This is a genomic window from Azospirillum halopraeferens DSM 3675 (assembly GCF_000429625.1).
Lineage (GTDB): Bacteria > Pseudomonadota > Alphaproteobacteria > Azospirillales > Azospirillaceae > Azospirillum > Azospirillum halopraeferens.
On record NZ_AUCF01000006.1, the window covers coordinates 203,716 to 222,397 of the forward strand.

At 69.6% G+C, this 18,682-nt stretch carries 21 protein-coding genes; 8 read left to right on the plus strand and 13 right to left on the minus strand.

Going from position 1 to position 18,682, the window contains the following annotated elements:
• Positions 1 to 6: 6 nt before the first annotated feature.
• The 3 genes from G472_RS0108820 to G472_RS0108830 are packed head-to-tail and all read left to right on the plus strand — an operon-like array spanning position 7 to position 2,140.
• Positions 7 to 1,050, plus strand: coding sequence for a FecCD family ABC transporter permease (locus tag G472_RS0108820; RefSeq protein WP_051340622.1), 1,044 nt, complete (start codon positions 7 to 9; stop codon positions 1,048 to 1,050).
• A complete protein-coding gene (locus tag G472_RS0108825; protein ID WP_029008088.1) occupies positions 1,047 to 1,859 on the plus strand; it encodes an ABC transporter ATP-binding protein in 813 nt (270 codons plus the stop codon). Before G472_RS0108820 ends, G472_RS0108825 begins: the two co-directional genes overlap by 4 nt.
• Positions 1,856 to 2,140: a DUF2218 domain-containing protein gene (locus G472_RS0108830; protein ID WP_029008089.1), complete on the plus strand. Its 285-nt coding sequence runs from the start codon at positions 1,856 to 1,858 to the stop codon at positions 2,138 to 2,140. Before G472_RS0108825 ends, G472_RS0108830 begins: the two co-directional genes overlap by 4 nt.
• 133 nt (positions 2,141 to 2,273) lie before the next feature.
• Here the strand turns inward: G472_RS0108830 and G472_RS0108835 are convergent, their stop codons facing one another.
• From G472_RS0108835 to G472_RS0108855, 5 genes are read right to left on the minus strand one after another with little or no spacing between them, the layout of a single operon-like run.
• Complete coding sequence (locus tag G472_RS0108835; protein WP_029008090.1) at positions 2,274 to 2,978, minus strand: fumarylacetoacetate hydrolase family protein; 705 nt, start codon at positions 2,976 to 2,978, stop codon at positions 2,274 to 2,276.
• Positions 2,975 to 3,730 carry an ABC transporter permease gene (locus G472_RS0108840; protein ID WP_029008091.1) on the minus strand — a complete coding sequence of 252 codons (756 nt, stop codon included), beginning with the start codon at positions 3,728 to 3,730 and terminating at the stop codon, positions 2,975 to 2,977. Before G472_RS0108840 ends, G472_RS0108835 begins: the two co-directional genes overlap by 4 nt.
• A 13-nt stretch (positions 3,731 to 3,743) precedes the next feature.
• Entirely contained in the window at positions 3,744 to 4,556 is an 813-nt protein-coding gene (locus G472_RS0108845) for an ABC transporter ATP-binding protein (RefSeq protein WP_051340598.1), read from the minus strand.
• A gap of 3 nt (positions 4,557 to 4,559) precedes the next feature.
• The gene (locus tag G472_RS0108850; protein WP_029008093.1) at positions 4,560 to 5,399 is read right to left on the minus strand and encodes an ABC transporter permease; all 840 of its coding nucleotides are present in this window, start codon (positions 5,397 to 5,399) and stop codon (positions 4,560 to 4,562) included.
• Positions 5,400 to 5,430: 31 nt separating this feature from the next.
• Positions 5,431 to 6,459, minus strand: coding sequence for an ABC transporter substrate-binding protein (locus tag G472_RS0108855; protein WP_029008094.1), 1,029 nt, complete (start codon positions 6,457 to 6,459; stop codon positions 5,431 to 5,433).
• Positions 6,460 to 6,691: 232 nt separating this feature from the next.
• Here G472_RS0108855 and G472_RS0108860 point away from each other — a divergent pair, with 232 nt between their 5' ends.
• Entirely contained in the window at positions 6,692 to 7,372 is a 681-nt protein-coding gene (locus G472_RS0108860) for a FadR/GntR family transcriptional regulator (protein WP_211100162.1), read from the plus strand.
• Positions 7,373 to 7,410: 38 nt separating this feature from the next.
• Here the strand turns inward: G472_RS0108860 and G472_RS0108865 are convergent, their stop codons facing one another.
• From G472_RS0108865 to G472_RS0108890, 6 genes are all read right to left on the minus strand, one after another.
• Entirely contained in the window at positions 7,411 to 8,388 is a 978-nt protein-coding gene (locus G472_RS0108865) for a branched-chain amino acid ABC transporter permease (RefSeq protein ID WP_035691653.1), read from the minus strand.
• A gap of 4 nt (positions 8,389 to 8,392) precedes the next feature.
• Positions 8,393 to 9,283, minus strand: coding sequence for a branched-chain amino acid ABC transporter permease (locus G472_RS0108870; protein WP_035691654.1), 891 nt, complete (start codon positions 9,281 to 9,283; stop codon positions 8,393 to 8,395).
• Between the two features lie 66 nt (positions 9,284 to 9,349).
• Positions 9,350 to 10,555: an ABC transporter substrate-binding protein gene (locus G472_RS0108875; protein ID WP_029008098.1), complete on the minus strand. Its 1,206-nt coding sequence runs from the start codon at positions 10,553 to 10,555 to the stop codon at positions 9,350 to 9,352.
• Between the two features lie 54 nt (positions 10,556 to 10,609).
• The gene (locus tag G472_RS0108880) at positions 10,610 to 11,359 is read right to left on the minus strand and encodes an ABC transporter ATP-binding protein (RefSeq protein WP_029008099.1); all 750 of its coding nucleotides are present in this window, start codon (positions 11,357 to 11,359) and stop codon (positions 10,610 to 10,612) included.
• Entirely contained in the window at positions 11,352 to 12,122 is a 771-nt protein-coding gene (locus tag G472_RS0108885; RefSeq protein ID WP_029008100.1) for an ABC transporter ATP-binding protein, read from the minus strand. Before G472_RS0108885 ends, G472_RS0108880 begins: the two co-directional genes overlap by 8 nt.
• A gap of 430 nt (positions 12,123 to 12,552) precedes the next feature.
• On the minus strand, positions 12,553 to 13,026 hold the full coding sequence (locus G472_RS0108890) for a MarR family winged helix-turn-helix transcriptional regulator (RefSeq protein ID WP_029008101.1): 474 nt from the start codon (positions 13,024 to 13,026) through the stop codon (positions 12,553 to 12,555).
• A 390-nt stretch (positions 13,027 to 13,416) separates the two neighbouring features.
• On the opposite strand from G472_RS0108890, the gene G472_RS0108895 reads away from it, so the two are divergent.
• From G472_RS0108895 to hemB, 3 genes are all read left to right on the plus strand, one after another.
• The gene (locus G472_RS0108895; RefSeq protein WP_029008102.1) at positions 13,417 to 14,322 is read left to right on the plus strand and encodes a diacylglycerol/lipid kinase family protein; all 906 of its coding nucleotides are present in this window, start codon (positions 13,417 to 13,419) and stop codon (positions 14,320 to 14,322) included.
• Positions 14,319 to 15,164 (plus strand): metallophosphoesterase family protein, encoded by an 846-nt coding sequence (locus tag G472_RS0108900; protein WP_029008103.1) that lies wholly within the window; start codon positions 14,319 to 14,321, stop codon positions 15,162 to 15,164. The genes G472_RS0108895 and G472_RS0108900 overlap by 4 nt, the downstream gene beginning before the upstream one ends.
• 68 nt (positions 15,165 to 15,232) lie before the next feature.
• Entirely contained in the window at positions 15,233 to 16,246 is a 1,014-nt protein-coding gene (gene hemB, locus G472_RS0108905) for a porphobilinogen synthase (protein WP_029008104.1), read from the plus strand.
• A 24-nt stretch (positions 16,247 to 16,270) separates the two neighbouring features.
• Here the strand turns inward: hemB and panC are convergent, their stop codons facing one another.
• Both panC and G472_RS0108915 read right to left on the minus strand, forming a co-directional pair.
• Positions 16,271 to 17,128, minus strand: coding sequence for a pantoate--beta-alanine ligase (gene panC, locus G472_RS0108910; RefSeq protein WP_029008105.1), 858 nt, complete (start codon positions 17,126 to 17,128; stop codon positions 16,271 to 16,273).
• A gap of 110 nt (positions 17,129 to 17,238) precedes the next feature.
• Positions 17,239 to 17,409 carry a hypothetical protein gene (locus G472_RS0108915; RefSeq protein WP_029008106.1) on the minus strand — a complete coding sequence of 57 codons (171 nt, stop codon included), beginning with the start codon at positions 17,407 to 17,409 and terminating at the stop codon, positions 17,239 to 17,241.
• A 186-nt stretch (positions 17,410 to 17,595) separates the two neighbouring features.
• On the opposite strand from G472_RS0108915, the gene G472_RS0108920 reads away from it, so the two are divergent.
• On the plus strand, positions 17,596 to 18,612 hold the full coding sequence (locus G472_RS0108920) for an NUDIX hydrolase (RefSeq protein ID WP_029008107.1): 1,017 nt from the start codon (positions 17,596 to 17,598) through the stop codon (positions 18,610 to 18,612).
• Positions 18,613 to 18,682 lie beyond the last annotated feature (70 nt).

Sequence of the window (18,682 nt, forward strand, 5' to 3'; positions counted from 1 at the left end):
GAGACGATGACCGCAACCCCGCTGGCCCGCCGCTACCGCCGCTTCGTGTTCCGCCGCGTCATCGTGCTGGCGCTGCTGGCGGCGGGGCTCGTCCTCTCCTTCCTGGCGGACGCGGCGACCGGCCCGTCGGCGCTGCCGGTGGCGGCGGTGCTGCACGGGCTGCTGGACCCCGGGTCGCTCGACCGCAGCACCTCGGTCATCCTGTGGAGCATCCGTCTGCCGGCCGCCGCCATGGCGGTGGTGGTGGGGGCCTGCCTGGCCCTGGCGGGCGCGGAGATGCAGACGGTCCTGCACAACCCCCTGGCCAGCCCCTTCACCCTGGGCCTGTCCAACGCCGCCACCTTCGGGGCGTCGCTGGCCATCGTGCTGGAGCTGTCGGTGCTCGGCCTCGGCCCGTCGGTGATGGTGCCGGCCAGCGCCTTCGCCTGCGCCATGGCGGCCACCCTGGTCATCCAGGGGCTGGCGCGCACGCAAGGGGCGGGTCCCGACACCGTGGTGCTGTTCGGCATCGCCATGGTGTTCGTGATGAACGCCCTGCTGTGGCTGGTGCAGTACGTGGCCAGCGCCGACGCGCTGCAACAGATCGTCTTCTGGACCATGGGCAGCCTCGCCCGCGCCACGTGGGAGAAGGTCGGCATCGTGGCGCTGGTGCTGGCGGTCTGCCTGCCCCTGTCGCTGCGCGACGTGTGGGCGCTGACCGCGCTGCGCGGCGGCGAGGAGCACGCCCGCAGCTTCGGCATTCCCGTGCGCCGGCTGCGCCTGCTGGTGCTGCTGCGGGTCAGCCTGCTGGCCGGTGCGGCGGTGGCCTTCGTCGGCACCGTGGGCTTCATCGGGCTGGTCGGCCCCCACATCGCACGCCTGGCGCTGGGCGAGGACCACCGCTTCTTCCTGCCGGGCGCCGCCCTGGCCGGGGCGCTGGTCCTGTCGCTCGCGTCCATCGCCGCCAAGTCGCTGGTGCCCGGCCTGCTGCTACCGGTGGGCATCGTCACCGCGCTGGTCGGCGTGCCGCTGTTCATGGCGCTGATCCTGTCGCAGCGGAGGGGGACATGACCGGGGGTCTGACCCTGGGCGGCCTGACCGCCGGCTATGGCCGTCGGCGGGTGCTGGAGGGCATCGACGCCGGCCCGATCCCGCCGGGATCGCTGGTGGCGCTGATCGGCTGCAACGGCGCCGGCAAGTCGACGCTGCTGAAGGCGCTGGCCGGACTGGTCGCCGCCGCCGGCGCCGCCGCGCTGGACAGCTATGACCTGCTGGCGATGACGCCGGCGCGGCGGGTGCGGCTGACCGGCTACCTGCCGCAGACGCTGCCGCAGGGCAGCGTGCTCGTCGCCTACGAGGCGGTGACCAGCGCCCTGCGCGCCGCCCGCCCCGATCTGCCGGCCGCCGAGGCGGAACGACGCGTCCAGGCGGTCTTCGACCGGCTGGGGCTGGAGCCGCTGGCCCTGCGCCGCCTGACCGAACTGTCGGGAGGCCAGCGCCAGCGCATCGGCCTCGCCCAGGCCATGGTGCGCCGGCCGCGCCTTCTGCTGCTGGACGAGCCGACCAGTGCGCTCGATCTGCGCTGGCAGCTCAACGTGCTGGAAAGCGTGCGCAGCCTGGCCGACCGGGACGGCTGCATCGCCCTGCTGGCCATGCACGACATCAACCTGGCCCTGCGCTTCTGCGACCGCACCCTGGTGCTGGGCGGCGGCCGCCTGCTGGCCGACGGCCCGCCGGCGGCCCTGGACGGCGCCCTGCTGCGGCGGGCGTTCGGGATCGACGGGCGCGTCGAGACGTGCTCGCGGGGCTATCGAATCGCACTGGCCGACCGCGCCCTCGACGAGGGCGCGTGGCCCGACACGGAAGGAAACGCATCATGATCGCACACCGCACGCAGGTCGCCACCGACGCGGCCGGCCGCTACCTGGTCCAGCTTTGCAAGCACTTCGCCCACAAGATCACGGTGGAGTACGACGACTGCCGCGGGCGCGCCGACTTCCCCTGGGGCACCTGCCACATGGAGGCGGCGGACGGGGTGCTGACCCTGCGCTGCGAATCCGACAGCGCCGAGGGGGTCGAGCGGGTGAAGGCGGTGGTCGACGACCACCTCACCCGCTTCGCCTGGCGCGAGAAGCCGGTCCTCATCTGGGAGGAGGCATGACCGGAAAGCCGCTGGCCGTCAACCGTCGGCATCTGAATGATGCCGACGGTATGACCCTATCGATCAATGCAAAGCATTGATCTGTCGGGTTTCACGGCCGGAAATCAATGGAACGGATCTTTTCCCGGCCGTATCACACCACCCTGACGGTCAGCTCGCCCACACCCTCGACGCCGCCGCTCATGACGTCGCCGCGCCGGACGGCCCCGACGCCGGCGGGGGTACCGGTCATGATGAGGTCCCCGGGGCGCAGCTCGAACAGGCCGGAGAGGTAGGCGATCATCTCCGGCACCTTCCAGATCATCTGGTTGATGTCGCCGGTCTGGCGGCGCTCGCCGTTGACATCCAGCCACACCGCCCCGCCGGCGGGATGGCCGATCTCCGACGCCGGCACCAGGGCCGAGCAGGGGGCGGAGTGCTCGAACGCCTTGCCGATCTCCCAGGGGCGGCCGAGCTTCTTCATTTCCCCCTGCAGATCGCGGCGCGTCATGTCCAGGCCGACGCCGTAGCCGTAGACGCACGCCAGCGCCCGCTCCATCGGAATGTCGCGCCCGCCCCCGGACAGGGCCACGACCATCTCGATCTCGTAGTGGACGTCCGAGGTGGCCGGGGGGTACGGGAATTCACCGGTCAGCAGCAGGTTGTCGGGGTTCTTCTGGAAGAAGAAGGGCGGCTCGCGGTTCGGATCGTGCCCCATCTCGATCGCGTGCTCCGCGTAGTTGCGCCCGACGCAGTAGATGCGGTGCACGGGAAACAGCGCCCCGCTGCCGCGCACCGGCAGGGCCGGGATCGGCTGCGGCTCGACGACGTACGAAACATCCTTGTCCATGACGGTCATTGTCTCACTCCGGCGTAATATTCGATCTTCTTTTCAAGCATGCCGACCCCTTCGGCGACCAGCATGGCAAAGGCGAAGAGCAGGATGGTCAAGGCCCAGAACTGCTCCATCAGGAAGTTGCGGGAGTACAGCTCGAACAGCTCGCCGTATCCGATGATCGAGATGAGGAGCTGGCCGATCACCACCCCCTTCACCCCGCGGATCATGCCGAGCCGGATGCCCGCCAGGATCTCCGGCAGGGCCGAGAGGATGACGATGCGCGTCAGCGTCCGCCACCGGCCCGCACCGTAGCTGCGCGCCATTTCCAGAAGCGAGGCGGGAACGTGCTGCACCCCGGCCCGCGTGTCCAGCACGATGATCCACACCGCGAACAGGAACACGGTGGCGACCACCGTCGTCTCGCCCATGCCCAGCAGGATCATCAGCACCGGGACCAGCGCCGACAGAGGCGCGGAGACGAACACGTTCACCCACATGCCGAGCAACCGGTCCGCCGCCGGCACCCGGCCCATCAGCAGTCCCACCGGCACCCCCACGGCGATGGCGAAGCCCATGCCGACGAAGAAGGCCCACAGGGTGGTGACGGTCGCCCGCTGGAAGGTGCCGGTGTTCACCAACTCCCACGCCGCGGCGAGAACGGCGGTGAAGGGGGGGACGAGGAAGATGAGGTCGAGACGCCCGACGATCTCCCACAGGACGCACCACAGGATGAGCGATGCCATCATCGGCACCCGCACGCCGAACAGGGTCATGACCGCCTCCCCCTCATTCCACGAAATCGCGCAGGCTGTGCCAGATCTCCTCCACCGTATCGAGATAGTGCCGGTCGCGGCGGATCTCGTCGGGCGACCCGGAGCGGTCGATCGCCGGCTCGATGATGCGGTTCACGCGGCCGGGACGGCGCGACAGCATGACGATGGCGTCCGACAGGTACACCGCCTCCTCGATGCTGTGGGTGACGAACAGGAAGGTCTTGTTCTCCTGGTGGCGCAGACGCAGCAGATCCTCCTGGAACTTGCGCCGCGTCTGCTCGTCGACGGCAGAGAACGGCTCGTCCAGCAGCAGCACGTCGGCACTGACCGCCAGCGCGCGGGCCAGCCCGACGCGCTGGCGCATACCGCCCGACAACTCGTGGGGGTATCGGTCTTCGAACCCCGCCAGCCCCACTTCCCTGATGCAATGCCGTGCCGTCTCCAGCCGCTCGGCCTTCGGCACGCCGCGCATCTCCAGCCCGAAGGCGACGTTGGTGATCACCGTGGCCCAGGGCATCAGTGCGAAGTCCTGGAAGACGAAGGCGCGCTCCGGCCCGGGGCCGGAGATCGGTTTGCCGTTCACCAGCACCTCGCCCGCGGTGGCGTCCAGCAGCCCGGCGACGATCTTGAGCAGCGTGGTCTTGCCACAGCCGCTGGGGCCCAGCAGCGTTGTGAGCTTGCCGCGGGGGACGTCGACGTCGACGTCCTTCAGTGCCTCGGTGGAGCCGTAGCGCTTGGTGATGCCGCGCACCTGCACGATCGGATCGGCGGTGGCGGGACCCGGCCGCCCGGCGCGGGCGGCGTCGATGCGGCGAACCGCTCCCATGGGTCAGGTTCCCTTCTTCTCCGGACGGAACAGCGCCACCTCCACCGTCTGCAGCACGGCCAGGGTGACCGCCGAAAAGACGATGATCGAGGCGATGGACGCGTACATTTCCGCGTAATTGGCGATGGAACGGTGATAGGTGATGAGGTCGCCGATGCCGGTGGGCGTGATCAGCAGCTCCGCCAGGATCACGCCGATGAAGCCGGCCGAGACGCCCAGCCGCAGGCCGGCGAAGATGACGGGGCTGGCGTCGGGCAGGATGATGCGGACCACCCGCTGCCACGGCGAGGCGAGGAAGGAGCGCGCCATCGCCAGCAGCGACGGGTTGACATTGCGCACCGCCTTGTAGCCGTTCAGCGCGATCACCGGCAGGGCCAGCAGGCAGACCGCCAGCACCTTGGACGTCAGGCCGATCCCGTAGACGAAGGTGACCAGGGGGATCAGCGCCGCCATGGGGGCGGCCTGCAACACGATGAACACGGGCGCGGCGATCCATTCCGCCCCGCGCCGCAGCCCCATCAGCACGCCGATGCCGACGCCCAGCACGGCGGACAGGGTGACGCCGATGACCAGCGGCAGCAGGGTGACGGCGAAGGCGGCCGGCAGGCTGCCGTCGGCCACCATGGCGGCGAAGGCGGCGGCCGTGGCGCCGAAGGTGGGGAAGGCATAGCTGACGGGGATGCGCCCGGCCACCTCCCACGTCAGGCAGAACAAGGCGACGGAGGCGAGCCGCCAGAGCATCGGCCCGCCGACCAGCGCGCCCGCGGCGCGGGCGAGCGCCCGGCCCGGCCGTCCGGAGACGGCTGCGGCCGCCGCCCCCGGGCTGTGCACGTTGCTGCTCATGAAAGGTCCCCGAACGTTGCGGGAGCGGGTGTCAGCGGCGTCCGACCTTGGCGAGCACCGCGTCGAGCGGCCGCAGGTCCCAGAAGTCGGCGACCTTCAGCGCCGCGGCCTCGCCCTCGAGCTGGCCGGACAGGGTGTAGAAGGCGAAATCGTCGGCCACCGCCTCCTCGCCGCCGCCGTTCAGCGGCAGCATCCGGCTGTCCGCCGCTTCATGGAAGTAGGGCCCGATGTCCGCCTCCAGTTCCCGGGGCAGGTCGGGCAGCAGGTTGTACCGCTCCCGCAGGGCTGCCACGGCGTCCGGATCGTCGTTGACCTCGCGCCAGGTGGTGACCAGGCTTTCCACCAGGATCTCGATGACATCCATCTCCCGCGTGAGATAGTCGGTGTTGGCGTAGAGCGCCTCGTCGGTGGCGCTGACGCCCTCCATGGGCAGGACGGCGAAGCGGTCGGGCGCCTTCTCCATCAGGATGCGGCGGTTCGTGCTGTCGACGATGCTGGCGTTGATGGTGCCCTGCAGCATGGCGCCGGCGCGCACCTCCGATCCCGGCACATAGGAGATGGTCTTGTAGGTGATGCCGTGCTTGTCGGCCATCAGGCGCATGATCGCCTCGGTGCCGGAGCCGCGGGAGTGAACGGTGATCTCCTGACCGTCCAGGTCCTTCCAGGACCGGTATTTCTGCGTGTTGACGATCGGATAGAAGTTCAGCGTGCTCATCTGGTAGAAGAAGCGGATCGGCGCCCTGACCTTCTGCACCAGCGCGTACGGCGCGCCGACCCCGATGTCGGCCTGGCCGCCGACGACCGCCTGTGCGGCGAGATCCTCCGACTTGAAATAGGTGACGGCGACGTCGACGCCGCGTTCCTTCGCACGCTCCAGCGCGATCAGGAAGTGCAGCGTTTCCACGGACGCGATGTCGCCGAAGGCGACCCGCACCGTGCCGGCCGCCAGGGCGGGGCCGGCGGTCACGGCGACCGCGGCCGCCATGCCGAGGGCGGCACCCAGTGCCAGAGCGCCGTGAACGAAGGAACGCCGCGCCGGGCGGCGGGTGTCTGCGGTCATCGTCTCTCCTCCCCTTGTCGTCCGGACTGCCGTCGTCCCGCTGCCGGGACGGCCGGGCCAATCCGGAACCAATTTTCTATTGGTTATCGCGCCGATTCATTTGTACGTCAAGCGAATGAATCGGCGCCGCTTGAAAATATCCTGTTTTGTCAACACTGCACCCGTGAGACGCTTGCCATACCCAGGCGGATTGGGCCATAACCAATAACCAAATTGGTTCACGATGGACGCTATGACGAGCAACGGTCAGAACGCAGCGTTGGTGCAGCTCCGCGCTTTCCTGGCGGCCGCCGACCTGCCCTTCGAAAGCCGGCTGCCGCCGGAACGGGAACTGAGCGAGCGGCTGGGCGTGCCGCGCCCGGCGCTGCGCAAGGCGCTGGCCGTGTTGGAGCAGGAAGGACAGATCTGGCGCCACGTGGGCAAGGGCACCTTCGTCGGCAGCCGGCCGCTGGACACCCACGCCGACATCGCCGCCATCGCCCGCCGCACCGACCCGGCGGAGGTCATGCGCACCCGCCTGCTGCTGGAACCCGAGGTGGCCGCCCTGGCCGCCATCGTCGCCTCGCCCGCCCATGTCGCGGAGATGCGAACCTGCATCCAGCGCAGCCGCTCCGCCACGAGTTGGCGTCAGTATGAGAATTGGGACAACCGCCTCCACCGCGCCATCGCGGAGGCGACGCGGAACGGCCTGCTGCTGGCGTTGCTAGACACGCTGAACGCCGTGCGCCGTGCCGTCACCTGGGGCCGGCTGCGCCCCGACCGCGCCTCGCCGCCGCCGGACCACCACAGCTTCGCCGAACACGACGCCATCGTCGCGGCGATCGAGGACCGCGACGCCGACCGGGCCCGCACCCTCATGCGCGAGCATCTGGAACACGTGGAGCGCAACCTGCTGCGGCCGCGGTTGAGCTGACGCCTCCGGTCCGCCGCGCGGCGGGCCGGAAGGTCCGGTCATGCCTTGCGCACTCCCAGGCGGTGGGCGATCTCGCCGACGATGCCGCGGCGGAAGACCAGGACGCAGATCACGAAGATCGCGCCGATGACCACGGTGACGGGAAGCTGCGTGGCCGCCAGGTAGTTCTGCAGGGTGACCACCAGCGCCGCCCCCACCGCCGGGCCGAACAGGGTGCCCATGCCGCCCAGCAGCGTCATCAGCACCACCTCCCCCGACATCTGCCAGGTCACGTCGGTCAGGCTGGCGAGCTGGAAGACCAGGGCCTTGGTAGCCCCGGCCAGGCCGGCCAGCGTCGCCGACAGGACGAAGGCGACGAGCTTGTACTGGTCCGTCCGGTAACCCAGCGACACCGCCCGCGGCTCGTTCTCGCGGATCGCCTTCAGCACCTGCCCGAAGGGCGAGTGCACGGCGCGCCGGATCACCGCGAAGCCGAACAGGAAGATCACCAGCACCGTGTAATACATGGCCAGGGAGTTGTTCAGGTTGATCAGCCCGAACAGGTGGCCGCGCGGCACCGCCTGGATGCCGTCCTCGCCGCCGGTGAACGGCAGTTGCAGGGCCAGGAAGTAGATCATCTGGGCCAGCGCCAGGGTGATCATGGCGAAGTAGATGCCCTGGCGACGGATGGCGATCCAGCCGAACACCCCCCCCATCACCGCGGCCGTCGCTGTGCCCAGCAGGATGCCGATCTCCGGGGTCACGCCCCACACCTTGATCGCATGGGCGCTGACGTAAGCCGCCCCGCCGAAGAAGGCGGCGTGGCCGAAGGACAGCAGCCCGACATAGCCGATCAACAGATTGAAGGCGCAGGCGAACAGCGCGAAGCACAGCACCTTCATCAGGAAGATGGGGTACAGCACCAGCGGCGCGGTCAGCAGCACCAGCAGCAGCACCGCCCCGGCGACCAGCCGGAGCCACGACGTTCCGGCGGTGCCCACGGCGCCGCGCCCGCCATCACGGATGTCGGTCACCATGGCCCTATCTCTCCCGTCCGAAGAGCCCCGCCGGCTTGATCAGCAGGACGACGATCATCACCACGAAGATCACGATGTTGGATGCCTCGGGATAGAAGACCTTCGTCAGCCCCTCCAGCAGACCCAGCCCGAAGCCGGTGACGATGGCACCGAGGATCGAGCCCATGCCGCCGATCACCACAACGGCGAAGACGACGATGATCAGATTGGCCCCCATCAGCGGATTGACCGAATAGATGGGCGCCGCCAGCACGCCGGCGAAACCGGCCAGCGCCACGCCGAAGCCGTAGGTCAGCGTGATCATCAGCGGCACGTTGATGCCGAACGCCTGCACCAGCACCGGGTTCTCGGTGGCGGCGCGCAGATAGGCGCCCAGGCGCGTGCGCTCGATGGCGTACCAGGTGGCCAGGCAGACCGCGAGCGACGCCACCACCACCCAGGCCCGGTAGTTGGGCAGGAACATAAAGCCCAGGTTCTGCCCGCCCTGCAGCGCCGGCGGAATCGGATAGGGCATGCCGGACACGCCGTACCAGTGGCGGAACATCCCCTCGATGATCAGCGCCAGACCGAAGGTGAGCAGCAGCCCGTAGAGGTGGTCGAGCTTGTAGAGCCACCGCAGCAGCGCCTTTTCCAGCACGATCCCGATGGCCCCGACGATCAGCGGCGCCAGGAGCAGGGCCGGCCAATAGCCGATGCCGAGCCGGTTCAGCAGCAGCCACGCCACGAAGGCGCCCAGCATGTAAAGCGCCCCGTGGGCGAAGTTAATGACGTTCAGCATGCCGAAGATCACCGCCAGCCCGAGGCTGAGCAGCGCATAGAACGAGCCGTTGATCAGCCCGAGCAGGAGCTGTCCGAACAGCGCCTGCGGCGGAATTCCGAAGATCTCGGCGAACACGCTTGGCACCTCCCCCGTTCGCGGGGCCGCGACGGCCCCGCTCCTGCCCTTCGCGCCGATGCGGCGTCAATTGGCGGTCGGGCAGCCGCTCTCGGCCAGGGATGCGTAGGCCTCCTCGCCGGGGATGGTGCGCACGATCTCGTAATAGTCCCACGCCCCCTTCGACTCCGCGGGCGTCTTCACGCGGGCCAGGTACATGTCGTGGATCAGCCGCCCGTTGGGCAGGAGCTTGGCGTTGCGGGCGAACATGTCGCTGACGGGCAGCTCCCGCATCTGCCGGGCGACCGCCCCGGCCTCGTCGGTTCCCGCCGCCTCGACGGCCTTCAGGTAATGGCGCACCGCCGAATAGACGCCGGCCTGCACCATGGTGGGCTTGGTGCCGGTCTTCGCCTCGAAGCTCTCCGACCAGGCGCGGGTCTGGTCATCCATGTCCCAATAGAACCCGGTGGTCAGCATCAGGTCCTGCGCGCTGGCCAGGCCCAGGGCGTGGACGTCGGTGATGAACAGCAGCAGCCCGGCGAGTTGCTGGCCGCTCTGGGTGATGCCGAACTCCGCCGCCTGCTTGATCGAGTTGATGGTGTCGCCGCCGGCGTTGGCGAGGCCGATCACCTTGGCACCCGACGACTGCGCCTGCAGCAGGAAGGAGGAGAAGTCCTGCGTGTTCAGCGGATGGCGCACGGTGCCCGTCACCTGGCCGCCGTTGGCCTTGACCACGGCCGCCGTGTCGGATTCGAGCTGGTGGCCGAACGCGTAGTCGGCGGTCAGAAAGAACCAGCTCTGTCCGCCTTCCTTCACCATGGCGTTGCCGGTGCCGCGGGCCAGCGCGGTGGTGTCGTAGGCCCAGTGGAAGCCGTTGGGCGAGCAGGACTTGCCGGTCAGCGCCGCGGTCGCCGCGCCGGAGATCAGGAAGATGCGGTTCTTCTCCCGCACGATCTCCTGCACCGCCAGGGCAACGCCGGAATTGGGGACGTCGGCGATGACGTCGACACCGTCGCGGTCGATCCACTGGCGCGCGATGTTGGAGCCGATATCGGCCTTGTTCTGGTGGTCGGCCACGATGACCTCGATGGGCTTTCCGGCGACCTTGCCGCCCATCTCTTCCGCCGCCATGCGGGCGGCCACGGCCGAGCCCTCGCCGCCCAGGTCGGCGTAGAGGCCGGAGCGGTCGTTCAACACGCCGATCCGGACGACATCGCCGGAAATCCCCTGGGCGTGCGCCATTCCGGTTCCGAGAGCGACGAGTGCGGCCCCGGCGAGCAGACGTGCGATCATGTGCGAGTCCTCCCTGGTCATTGGTTGCGGTTGGCCCGGTTCTCCTGCGGGCTTTCAGACCCCGAGACGGTCGTGCAGGCGCTCCATGTTGGCCGCCAGCGCGTCGTTGGGGATCATGTCGACGATCCGGCCGTCCTCCATGACGTAATGGCGGTCGGCGAGGGTCGCCGCGAAGCGGAAGTTCTGCTCCACCAGCAGGATGGTGAAGCCCTTGTCCTTCAGCGCCCGGATGACGGCACCGATCTGCCGGACGATGACCGGGGCCAGCCCTTCCGTCGGCTCATCCAGCAGCAGCAGCGCCGCACCGGTGCGCAGGATGCGCGCGATGGCCAGCATCTGCTGCTCACCGCCCGACAGACGCATGCCCGGACTGCGGCGGCGCTCCTTGAGGTTGGGGAAAAGACGGAAGATCTCGTCCACGCCCATGCCGCCGTCGCGCACCCTGGGCGGCAGCATCAGGTTCTCCTCGACGTCCAGGCTGGCGAAGATGCCGCGCTCCTCCGGCACGAATCCCAGACCCAGCCGGGCGATGCGGAACGGCGCCATCCCCAGGATCTCCCGCCCTTCCATGCGGATGGAGCCGGCGCTGCGCGGAACGATGCCCATGATGGCGCGCAGTGTCGATGTCTTGCCGGCACCGTTGCGCCCCAGCAGAGTCACCACCTCGCCGCGGGGAATGGTCAGGCTGACCCCGTGCAGGACGTGGGATTCGCCGTACCAGGCGTGCAGATCCCGCACCTCCAGCATGGCATCGGCGGGAACCCCCGCCCTCGCACCGGCCGGCGCCGCCGCCCCGTCAGGCATGCCCCGCCTCCTCCACCGTGGTCCCCATGTAGGCCTCCATGACCCGGGGGTCGCGCGACACGGCGGCGTACGGCCCCTCGGCCAGCACCTCGCCGCGCGACAGCACCGTGATGGTGTCGGACAGGTCGGCGACGACGTTCAGATTGTGCTCGACCATCAGGATGGTGCGGTCGCGGGCAATGCGGCGGATCAGTCCGGCGATGCGGCCGATATCCTCGTGTCCCATGCCGGCCATGGGTTCGTCCAGCAGCAGCATCGCCGGATCGAGAGCCAGGGTGGTGGCGATCTCCAGCGCGCGCTTGCGGCCGTAGGGGAGTTCCGCCGCGGGACGGTCGGCGAATTCCGGCAGTCCGACCGCGTCGAGCAGTTCCAGCGCCCGCCGGTCGAGACCCGCCAGGGTGCTCTCCGGCTTCCAGAAATGGAACGAGGTGCCGAGCGGCCGCTGCAACGCCACGCGCACGTTCTCCAGCACGCTGAGATGCGCAAACACCGCAGAGATCTGGAACGACCGCACGATGCCGAGCCGCGCCACGTCCGCCGGTTTCATCGCCGTGATGTCGCGGCCGTGGTAGAGGATGCGGCCCGAGGTCGGTGCCAGGAATTTGGTCAGCAGGTTGAAGACCGTGGTCTTGCCCGCCCCGTTGGGTCCGATCAGCGCGTGGATGGTTCCCCGGCGGACCTGCAAGTTGACGTTGCGAACCGCGACGAATCCGCGGAATTCCTTGGTAAGGCCATGAGTCTCCAGGATGACGTCAGCGGTCATCGTCCTCCCCGTTTCCTGCCCCGCTTGTGGTCGCGGTGTTCGGTGCCCTGGGGTCTAGGTAACCACGGCGGACAGACGCAAACACCCGGCAAAACCGGTTAGGCTGTCCGACATAACGCAACACTGACCATCAGCGATGCGAATGATGAGTTGGCAAGGAACGCGCGGGCGAGGGGATGTCCGCCTTACAGCGTCGGGGCGACCACAGCACGTGGCGGCGTTCGCCGGTTATCCGATTCGTATACATCTGATTCGTATACGACCGATTCGGACGCATCCGAGTCGCCGCGGCCCGCACCCCGTGCGCGCCAGGAGGAGTTGCGCCCGGCCATCGTGCCGGACGGTGCGGCGCGCCTCCCTGAAAGCCACGGTCCCGCGCGGCACCGGGTGCCGGCGGGACCGGAAAGGAGACCCGCTGCCCGGCGGCCGATCAGGCCGCAGACGTCAACGGAAAGCCGCTGTAGTCGAGCGAGGCCGACCAGAAACGTTCGAGCTTGCGCAGCGTTTCGTTGGCCTTGATCAGTTCTTCGTCCGAGAATCCGGCCTTCTCCAGCGCCTGGAGGTGGCGTTCGAACATTTGGCCGATCTTGTCACGCAGTTCCAGCCCCTTTTCCGACAGGCGGACGCGCACCGACCGGCGGTCGTGCGGCGAGCGCTCCTGTCCGAGGTAGCCGTTCTCGACCATCTTCTTCACGTTGTAGGAGACGTTGGAGCCGAGATAATAGCCGCGGGCCGTCAACTCGCCGACGGTCATCTCGTCTTCGCCGATGTTGTACAGAATCAGGCTCTGAACGTTGTTGATGTCCTGGATACCGAGCCGGTCAAGCTCGGTTTTGAGCACCTCGAGAAAGTGGCGGTGAAGCCGCTCAATCAGCAGGATGCTCTCGTAGTAAGGTTTGCGCACCGCGGTCTCCTTTGTCTCATACCCGGGTACCGTCCGATCGGCAGGTCCCTGGCGGGGCTATCCCGGCTCCTTAAGAACAGATTAACCGATCATTGGTCGGCAATCATCCCATTAATGAGGAAAAAGGTCGGTTTCCGTCCCGGAATGTCACCGGGAGACTCGGAACCGGCCCTGTTCGCACGCGCGACCGCACGATCGCCGGGGGGCGGACCGATTGCGCGCAGAGGTTTCGATATCGTGACATCACCATGCGCGGCAAGAGGCAATCGATTGCAACCTTGGTACAGTCGCGCCCTCCGCCTCCCGGCGCGCGCCCTCGACTCCGGTCGCCGCAGCCGGCAGGATTCCGCCAGCTCCGCGCCGGCACGCCGTTCTCTCACGGATGCTCCGATGAAAGTCGCCATCGTCCTCAACCGTTCTGCCGGCGCGCTGTCGCGGATGCCCGCCGACACCGCGGCGGCGGCAATCGGGGCGATCTTCGCCGGTGCCGGTGCCGAGGTCGGCGTCGATATCGCCACCGCGACGACGTGCCGCGCAGCCATCGCGCGCGCCGCCGCGTCCGACGCCGATGCGGTGGTGGTGGGCGGCGGCGACGGGACGGTCGCCACCGCGGTCAACCTGCTGGTGCCGGTGGGCAAGCCGCTGGGCGTGCTGCCCCTGGGCACCATGAACCTGCTGGCGCGCGAACTGGGGACGCCCCCGGGCCTGACCGCCGCGGCGCGCGCGGTGGCCCACGGCCGTCCGCGCGCCATCGACGTCGCCGAAGTCAATGGCGAGCTGTTCCTCAACCACTCGGCCCTGGGGATCTACCCGGCCATGGTGCAGGAGCGGGAGCGCCAGCGCGTGCTCCACGGGCTGGGCAAGTGGCCGGCCATGGCGCTGGCGGCGGTGAAGGCCCTGCACCGGTTGCCCGTGCTCGACGTCGCCATCGACCTGGGCGAGGGACCGCAGCGGGTGCGCACACCGGTGCTGGTGGTGTCCAACAACCCCTACGCCGAAGGCTATGGCCCGGTGCTGCGGCGGGCGACGCTCGACGGCGGCCGTCTCGGCGTCTACGTCGCCCGCCACCGCAGCGGGTGGGCAATGCTGCGCCTGATGACGCGCCTGATGCTGGGAACCTGGCAGGAGGACGAGGAGTTGGTGAGGCTGGAGGCGACGGGGCTGACCGTACACAGCCGGCGCCGGCGCCTCCGGATCGCCAACGACGGGGAGATCCGGCGCCCGGCGCCGCCGCTGGTCTATCGCATCCGGCCACGGGCGCTGCGCATCCTGCAGCCCATGACGAACGCCTCATGAAGACGCTCGCCCACATCTCCGACCTGCATTTCGGCCGCATCGACCACGCCGTCGTCGAAGGGCTGGTGGGCGACCTGATGACCCAAAAGCCGGACCTGATCGTCATCTCCGGCGATCTGGTGCAGCGCGCCCGCCGCCGGCATTTCGAGGAGGCGCGCGCCTTCCTGGAACGGCTGCCCTTTCCCTACCTGGTGGTGCCCGGCAACCACGACATTCCCGTCTACGACCTGCTGCGGCGCTTCATCGACCCGTTCCACCACTACAAGCACTACATCTCCGGGGATCTCAGCCCCTTCCACGTGGATGACGAGATCGCGGTGCTGGGCCTCAACACGGCGCGTTCGGTGATCCTCGACTTCTCCCACGGGCGGATCAACCGGGGCCAGATCGACCGCATCCGCGACGTGTTCGGCGAACTGCCGCCCCACGTCTTCAAGGTGCTGTTCACCCACCATCCCTTCCTGCCACCGCCCGACGCGCCGCGCACCCGCCTGGTCGGCCGCCACGGGCCGGCGCTGAGCGTGCTGGAGGACTGCGGGGTCGACCTGCTGCTGGCCGGGCACCTGCACCGCGCCTATTCGGGCGACATCATGAGTTTCCACACGCAGGTCGCCCGCTCCATCCTGGTGGCCCAGGCGTCGACCGCCACCTCGACCCGGCTGCGCAACGAGGCGAACGCCTACAACCTCATCACCATCGCCCGGCCGCACATCACCTTCGAGGTGCGGGCGTGGGAGGGGGCGGCCTTCACCCCCGGCCTGGTCAGCCGCTACCGCCGGCGCGACCATCTGTGGGAGCTGGAAGCGCAGGACACGGGCTTCCGCCCGGCAACCGCACCTTGAGCCGGCCGGGACAACGGGCGTAACATCCCCCCTGCCCTTTTCCGATGGCCGATACAGAAGCCCGCCCGATGACCTCCCCCGCCCACCTGACGACCGGCGCGTTCCCGCACACCCGCCTGCGCCGCAACCGTGCCGACGCCTGGACCCGGCGCCTGGTCGCCGAGAACCGCCTCAGCGTCGACGACCTGATCTGGCCGGTCTTCGCGATCGAGGGATCGGGCCGGCGCGAGCCCGTGCCTTCCATGCCCGGCGTGGAGCGCATGACCCTGGACGTGCTGGTGGACGAGGTCGGCGCCGCCGGCGACCTTGGCATCCCCTGCGTCGCCCTGTTCCCGGTGGTGGGGTCCGATGCCAAGTCGGAGGACGCGGCGGAAGCCTACAACCCCGACAACCTGATGAACCGCGCCATCCGCGCCCTGAAGGCGGCGGCGCCCCACGTCGGACTGCTGTGCGACGTGGCACTGGACCCCTACACCAGTCACGGCCACGACGGCATCCTGCGCGACGGCCGCATCCTCAACGACGAGACGGTAGAGGTTCTGGCCCGCCAGGCCCTGTCCCAGGCCGAGGCGGGCGCCGACATCGTCGCCCCGTCGGATATGATGGACGGCCGCATCGCCGTCCTCCGCGACCGGCTGGACGGTGCCGGCCACCGGCTGGTCCGGCTGTGCTCCTACGCCGCCAAGTACGCCTCGGCCTATTACGGCCCGTTCCGCGATGCGGTAAATTCCGGCGGCTTCCTCAAGGGCGACAAGCGCACCTATCAGATGGACCCGGCCAACGGCGACGAGGCCCTGCGCGAGGTGGCCATGGACCTGCAGGAGGGGGCGGACATGGTGATGGTGAAGCCCGGCCTGCCCTACCTGGACATCATCCGCCGGGTGAAAGACGGCTTCGCCGTACCCACCTTCGCGTACCATGTGTCGGGCGAGTACGCGATGCTGCGGGCGGCGGCGGCCAACGGCTGGCTGAACTACGACGCCGCCCTGATGGAGACGCTGCTGTCGTTCAAGCGCGCCGGCGCCGACGCCGTGCTCACCTACGCCGCTCGCGACGCGGCCCGGCTGCTGAAGGCGGGGTGATCCCCCGCCCGCCGCGGCGGAGCATCAGCCCGCCGCCACCGGAACGTTGTCGAGCAGGCGCGCCTTGCCCAGCCACACCGCCGCCAGCAGCCGGGCCGGGCCATCGGCGCGGGTGAGCGGCTCCAGCGTGTCGGCGTCGCGCAGTTCCACATAATCCACCCGGCCGAAGCCGGCGGCGGCAAGGCGATGGCGCACCTCCTCCAGCACCGGGGCTGCCTCGACGCCGCCGGCCAGCGCGGCGGCGGCGGCGCTCAGGGCGCGCTGCAACTCCGGGGCGCGGGCCCGCTCGTCGGGGGTGAGGTAGGCATTGCGCGACGACATGGCCAGCCCGTCTGCTTCGCGCACCGTGGGCAGCCCCTCGACGCGAACGGGGATGTCGAGGTCGCGGGTGAAGCGGCGGATGACCTGAAGCTGCTGGTAATCCTTCTCGCCGAACACGGCGACGTCGGGCAGGGCTTGCAGGAACAGCTTGGTGACGACCACCGCCACGCCGCCGAAGAAGTGCGGCCGGCTGTCGGCGCACAGGCCGCGCGCCGGTCCGGCGACGGCCACGGACGTCGCGAAGCCGTCGGGATACATCGCGCGCACCGACGGGGCGTAGAGGAGATGGCAGCCGGCCGATGCCAGCTTGGCGGAATCGCCCGCCTCGTCCCGGGGGTAGCGGTCGAAGTCCTCGTGCGGGGCGAACTGGGTCGGGTTGACGAAAACGCTGGCGACCACGCGGTCCGCCAGCTCGCCGGCGCGGCGCACCAGGGCGAGGTGGCCGTCGTGCAGTGCCCCCATGGTGGGGACCAGCGCCACACGCAAACCCTGCGCCCGCCAGTCGGCAACGCGGGCGCGCAGGTCGCAGACGGAGCGGACGACGGGAAGAGAGGTGTCCATGGCACGGCCTCCGGCGCGGGCGGTTGACGGTACGGATCGCGGTGGACGCTGTCCTAATCCGCGTCCGCCCCGTCTGTCCAGTGCCCGTACGCCGGATGCCGCGTCGCGCGTCAGGCCTTGCGACCGATGGTGACGCCCAGCAGCCAGGCCAGGTTGGCCCAGGCACCGACGGTGGCCAGCAGCACCAGCCCGGACGGCGAGGCGACGACCAGCCCGACGAGAACGACGACGACGGCGAGCAGGAGGGCGAGGGCCTGAAGGGTGACGCGGGTATCTTCCATGATGCGGAACTTCCGGATGGATGGCGAAGGGAGCCCCTGGTAACGGATCCCCGGTGGACCTGTCGCGCGACATCGTACCGCAGCGCCGCGCTGCGGCGACGTGTCGCGGCTGGCGGTGGCGGCGGCCGGCGGCTATGTTCCCCCCGGTCCGGCGGGACGGTTCGGGGCAAATCAGGGGGGCGTGCGTTGGGTGGGGAGCTTCAGCTCGGCCTCACGGTGGTGATCGTCGCGGTGGCCGCGGGCGTGCCGCGCGTGGTCGAGGTGCGCAGCGGCTTCGAGGTGCCGGAGGCCCTGCGCGGGCGCGACCTGCCGCCGCCCCACCGCGACGCCCTGCCCGGCGCCACCTTCGAGCCCGGCCGCTTCCGCACGCTCCAGGAAGGGGTGCGCGCCGTCGCCGAGGGGCTGACCGGCGTCGGCCTGCGCTATGTGGAGCAGCTCTACACCTTCGGCGACCGCTTCCGCGACCCGCACGAGTTGTTCGGCGGGCCGCGGGCGCTCAGCGTCGGCTATCTGGCCCTGGTCCGCGACGAACCCATCGGCGGCAGCGGCGGCGCCGCGTGGCGGGACCTCTACGATCACTTCCCGTGGGAGGACTGGCGCGAGGAACGCCCGGCCCTGATCGATTCGGTCATCGTGCCGGCGCTGGAGCGCTGGAGCGCCGCCGCCGAAGACCCCGGCACGCGCGCCCGCCGGACGGAACGCGCGCAACTCGCCTTCGCCCTCGACGGGGCGCCCTGGGACGGCGAGCGGGTGTTGCAGCGCTATGAGCTGCTGTACGAGGCCGGGCTGGTGGTGGAGTCCCACCGCGACCGCCGGCTGGAGGCGCTGGCCGGCGTCGCCGGCGCATCGGCGCCGCGCGACATGCCCCGGGCGCTCGGCCGACCCATGGCCCGCGACGGCCGCCGCATCCTGGCGACCGCCCTGGAACGGCTGCGCGGCAAGCTGAAGTACCGCCCCATCGTCTTCGAACTGCTGCCCCCCGCCTTCACCCTGCACCGGCTCCAGCAGGTGGTGGAGGCCCTGTCGGGAACGCGCCTGCACAAGCAGAACTTCCGCCGCCTGATGATCTCCGGCGGCTTCGTCGAGCCGACCGGCGCCTTCGAAAACCAGACCGGCGGCCGCCCGGCCGAGCTGTACCGCTTCCGCCGCCAGGCCGTGCACGAACGCACCAGCACCCGCGCCATCCCCGACGCCGAAGCCTAAGGCACCGTTCCGCTCTGCGGAAAGGGCCGTCGGAACGGTTGACATTTGCCACACCCCATTTATGCTCTTA

What these genes read in the sequence shown, in the direction of transcription:
- G472_RS0108850 (WP_029008093.1), bottom strand. Translation starts at nt 5,399, where the DNA reads ATGAGCAGCAACGTGCACAGCCCGGGGGCGGCGGCCGCAGCCGTCTCC.
- panC (WP_029008105.1), bottom strand. Translation starts at nt 17,128, where the DNA reads ATGGACACCTCTCTTCCCGTCGTCCGCTCCGTCTGCGACCTGCGCGCC.
- G472_RS0108825 (WP_029008088.1), top strand. Translation starts at nt 1,047, where the DNA reads ATGACCGGGGGTCTGACCCTGGGCGGCCTGACCGCCGGCTATGGCCGT.
- G472_RS0108820 (WP_051340622.1), top strand. Translation starts at nt 7, where the DNA reads ATGACCGCAACCCCGCTGGCCCGCCGCTACCGCCGCTTCGTGTTCCGC.
- G472_RS0108860 (WP_211100162.1), top strand. Translation starts at nt 6,692, where the DNA reads ATGACGAGCAACGGTCAGAACGCAGCGTTGGTGCAGCTCCGCGCTTTC.
- G472_RS0108880 (WP_029008099.1), bottom strand. Translation starts at nt 11,359, where the DNA reads ATGCCTGACGGGGCGGCGGCGCCGGCCGGTGCGAGGGCGGGGGTTCCC.
- G472_RS0108875 (WP_029008098.1), bottom strand. Translation starts at nt 10,555, where the DNA reads ATGATCGCACGTCTGCTCGCCGGGGCCGCACTCGTCGCTCTCGGAACC.
- G472_RS0108915 (WP_029008106.1), bottom strand. Translation starts at nt 17,409, where the DNA reads ATGGAAGATACCCGCGTCACCCTTCAGGCCCTCGCCCTCCTGCTCGCC.
- G472_RS0108835 (WP_029008090.1), bottom strand. Translation starts at nt 2,978, where the DNA reads ATGACCGTCATGGACAAGGATGTTTCGTACGTCGTCGAGCCGCAGCCG.
- G472_RS0108830 (WP_029008089.1), top strand. Translation starts at nt 1,856, where the DNA reads ATGATCGCACACCGCACGCAGGTCGCCACCGACGCGGCCGGCCGCTAC.
- G472_RS0108900 (WP_029008103.1), top strand. Translation starts at nt 14,319, where the DNA reads ATGAAGACGCTCGCCCACATCTCCGACCTGCATTTCGGCCGCATCGAC.
- G472_RS0108885 (WP_029008100.1), bottom strand. Translation starts at nt 12,122, where the DNA reads ATGACCGCTGACGTCATCCTGGAGACTCATGGCCTTACCAAGGAATTC.
- G472_RS0108865 (WP_035691653.1), bottom strand. Translation starts at nt 8,388, where the DNA reads ATGGTGACCGACATCCGTGATGGCGGGCGCGGCGCCGTGGGCACCGCC.
- G472_RS0108840 (WP_029008091.1), bottom strand. Translation starts at nt 3,730, where the DNA reads ATGACCCTGTTCGGCGTGCGGGTGCCGATGATGGCATCGCTCATCCTG.
- G472_RS0108845 (WP_051340598.1), bottom strand. Translation starts at nt 4,556, where the DNA reads ATGGGAGCGGTTCGCCGCATCGACGCCGCCCGCGCCGGGCGGCCGGGT.
- G472_RS0108855 (WP_029008094.1), bottom strand. Translation starts at nt 6,459, where the DNA reads ATGACCGCAGACACCCGCCGCCCGGCGCGGCGTTCCTTCGTTCACGGC.
- G472_RS0108895 (WP_029008102.1), top strand. Translation starts at nt 13,417, where the DNA reads ATGAAAGTCGCCATCGTCCTCAACCGTTCTGCCGGCGCGCTGTCGCGG.
- hemB (WP_029008104.1), top strand. Translation starts at nt 15,233, where the DNA reads ATGACCTCCCCCGCCCACCTGACGACCGGCGCGTTCCCGCACACCCGC.